Origin of the sequence: Streptomyces calidiresistens (assembly GCF_014141525.1) — a bacterium.
Lineage (GTDB): Bacteria > Actinomycetota > Actinomycetes > Streptomycetales > Streptomycetaceae > Streptomyces > Streptomyces calidiresistens.
This window is the reverse complement of the sequence record NZ_VKHS01000621.1, coordinates 1-3,385: the sequence shown is the minus strand read 5'-3', so window position 1 is coordinate 3,385 and position 3,385 is coordinate 1. Positions and strand designations below refer to the sequence as shown.

Sequence of the window (3,385 nt, the reverse complement as noted above, 5' to 3'; positions counted from 1 at the left end):
GTGGACACCCGGTCGATCGTGGAGCGGGCCCTGCCCGACCCGGACTGACGGGGCCCGGGCCGACGGTGCCGGTGGGGTTCCGCCCACCCTGCACGGGGGCGGGGCCCCACCGGCACCGGCGTCGTGGCCGGTCCGGCACGGCGGCACCGGACCGGCCGGCCGGGCGCGTGCCCGAGCGCCCGGGTCCACACCCCGCGCCGGGGCAGTCGGGCCGGCGCGGGGCGGCTGGGGTCGCACGCCCGCCGGGCGGCGGCCGTGCGCGGTCGGATGGCGGTCAGATGGCGGTCAGACCGTGCGCGGCGAAGATCTCCCGCGCCGCGGCGACCTGTTCGGGGGTCGGGGGCTCGGTGTCGGCCAGGGGGAAGGGGATGCCCATCGCCTCCCACTTGGCGGCGCCCAGGCGGTGGAAGGGCAGCACGTCCACCCGGGTGACGTTGCCCAGGGAGGCGGTGAAGCGGGCGACGCCCTCCACGTTGGCGGGGTCGTCGGTGAGCCCGGGCACCAGTACGAACCGCACCCACACCTCCCGGCCCAGTCGGTCCAGGCGCCGGGCGAACTCCAGGGTGGGTCGCAGGTCGCGGCCGGTGACCCGGGTGTAGGTCGCCGGGTCCCACGACTTGATGTCGAGCAGCACCAGATCGGTGTCGGCCAGCAGCGCGTCGGAGGCGCGGTGTCCGAGGAAGCCGGAGGTGTCCAGGGCGGTGTGCAGGCCGAGTTCGTGCCGACAGCGGTGCAGCACCTCCCCCGCGAAGACGGGTTGCAGCAGCGGCTCGCCGCCGCTCAGGGTGACCCCGCCGCCGGCCGCCCGCAGGAAGGTCGCGCAACGGGCGATGTCGGCCACCAGGTCGTCCGCGGACATCCGGGTGCCGTTGCGCAGGTAGCGGGTGTCGGGGTTGTGGCAGTACAGGCAGGACAGCGGGCAGCCGGCGAGGAAGGCGACGAACCGGGAGCCGGGGCCGTCGACGCCGACCGACATGTCGGTGGAGTGCACGGAGCCGGTGACCGGCCGCCGGGCCACCGCCGCCGCCGGGGTGACGGCGACGGGGCACGGCAGGTCCGTGAGGGTGCCGGCCGGGCCGGCCCCCGCCTCCGGGGAGAGGGCGGGGACCGGAGGGCGGGGGGTCATCACACGCTCCCGTGGAAGGTGCGGGCCAGCACGTCGAGCTGCTGCTCGCGGGTGAGGCGGGTGAAGTGCACGGCGTAGCCGCTGACCCGGATGGTGAGGTCGGGGTACTCCTCGGGGTGCTCCATCGCGTCGCGCAGGGTCGCCTCCTCCAGGACGTTGACGTTCATGTGGTAGCCGCCGGCGGTGATGTGCCCGTCGAGGACCCCCACCAGGTTGCCCACCCGCTCCTCGGGGACCCGGCCCAGGGAGACCGGGGCGAAGGTCGTGGTGAGCGAGATGCCGTCCTCGGCGTCGGGGAAGGGCAGGCTCGCCACCGACAGGGCGGAGGCCAGCGCGCCGCGGGTGTCCCGCCCGTTCATCGGGTTGGCGCCGGGCGAGAAGGGCACCCCGGCGGGGCGACCGTCGGGGGTGGCGCCGGTCATGCGGCCGTAGACCACGTTGGAGGTGATGGTCAGCACCGACTGGGTCGGCCGGGCCCGGCGGTACGCCGGGAGCCGGCGCAGGCGGCGCATGAAGCCGGAGACCAGGTCGCGGGCGATGGCGTCGGCGCGCTCGTCGAGGTTGCCGTAGGCGGGGTACTCGCCGTGCACCCGGTAGTCGACGGCCAGGCCGCGCTCGTCGCGGACGACCTCCACCCGGGCGTGCCGGACGGCGGACAGCGAGTCGGCGGCGACCGCGAGACCGGCGATGCCGCAGGCCATGGTCCGTTCCACGTCGCGGTCGTGGAGCGCCATCTCCAGCCGCTCGTAGTTGTACCGGTCGTGCATGGTGTGGATGACGTTGAGGGCGTGCATGTAGGTGCGGGCCAGACGGTCCAGCACCGCGTCGTAGCGCTCGGCCAGCTCGTCGGGGTCCAGCACGTCGCCGGTGATGGGCTCGAACCCCTCCAGCACGATCTCGCCGGTGACCTCGTCCCGGCCGCCGTTGATGGCGTACAGCAGGGCCTTGGCGAGGTTGACCCGGGCGCCGAAGAACTGCATCTGGCGTCCGGTCACCATCGGCGAGACGCAGCAGGCGATGGCGGTGTCGTCGCCGAAGCGGGGGCGCAGCCACTCGTCGGAGATGAACTGCAGGGCGCTGGTCTCCGCCGCGACCCGGGCGGCGTACTCGCGGAAACCGCGGGGGAGCTTCGGCGACCACAGCACGGTGAGGTTGGGCTCGGGCGCCGGGCCGAGGTTGTACAGGGTGCGCAGGACGCGGAAGGTGGTCCGCGACACCAGCGGCCGGCCGTCGGTGCCCAGGCCGCCCATGGTCCAGGTGACCCAGGTGGGGTCGCCGGAGAACAACTGGTCGTACTCGGGGGTGCGCAGGAAACGGACCAGGCGCAGCTTGATCACCAGGTCGTCGATGAGTTCCTGGGCACCGGCCTCGGTGAGCAGACCCCGGTCGATGTCGCGCTGGATCCAGATGTCGAGGAAGCCGTCGAGGCGGCCGATCGACATGGCGGCGCCGTCCTGCTCCTTGATGGCGCCCAGGTAGCCGAAGTACAGCCACTGGACGGCCTCGCGGGCGGTGCGGGCCGGACCGGAGATGTCGTGGCCGTAGGAGGCGGCCATGGTCCGCAGGTCCTCCAGGGCCCGGATCTGCTCGGCGGTCTCGGCGCGGTCGCGGATGACCTCCTCGGTGGGCCAGCGGCCGTGCAGCAGGTGCTGGTCGGCACGCTTGTGGGCGATCAGCCGGTCGATGCCGTAGAGCGCGACCCGGCGGTAGTCGCCGATGATCCGGCCCCGGCCGTAGGAGTCGGGCAGGCCGGTGATCAGGCCGGAGGAGCGGCAGGCGCGGATCTCGGGGGTGTAGGCGTCGAAGACCGCGTCGTTGTGGGTGGTGCGGTACCGGGTGAAGATCTCCTTGACCCGCGCGTCGGGCTCGTACCCGTGGGCGCGCAGGGCGTTCTCCACGACCCGCCAACCGCCGGCGGGCATGATGGCGCGCTTGAGGGGGGCGTCGGTCTGCAGGCCGACGATGATCTCCAGGTCCCGGTCGATCCAGCCGGGGGCGAAGGCGGTGATGGAGGCGGGGGTGGCGGTGTCCACGTCCAGGACGCCGCCGCGGGCGCGCTCCTCGCGCAGCAGTTCCCGCACCCGCTCCAGCAGGGCGGTGGTGCGCCCGGTGGGTCCGGCGAGGAAGTCGGCGTCCCCCTCGTGGGGGGTGTGGTTGTGGCGGACGAAGTCGGCGACGTCGATCGCGTCCCGCCACAGGCCGCCGCGGAAGCCCTCCCAGGCCGCGCCGGCGTCCTCGGTCGGGGCGGGGGCGGGCACC

The 3,385-nt window shown here is 74.2% G+C and carries 2 protein-coding genes; both read right to left on the bottom strand.

The window, feature by feature from the left end; genetic code table 11:
* Window positions 1-274: 274 nt before the first annotated feature.
* Complete coding sequence (gene pflA, locus FOE67_RS20545; protein ID WP_182666323.1) at window positions 275-1,126, bottom strand: pyruvate formate-lyase-activating protein; 852 nt, start codon at window positions 1,124-1,126, stop codon at window positions 275-277.
* Window positions 1,126-3,384: a formate C-acetyltransferase gene (pflB, locus tag FOE67_RS20540; RefSeq protein ID WP_182666322.1), complete on the bottom strand. Its 2,259-nt coding sequence runs from the start codon at window positions 3,382-3,384 to the stop codon at window positions 1,126-1,128. Before pflB ends, pflA begins: the two co-directional genes overlap by 1 nt.
* Between the last annotated feature and the right edge of the window lies 1 nt (window position 3,385).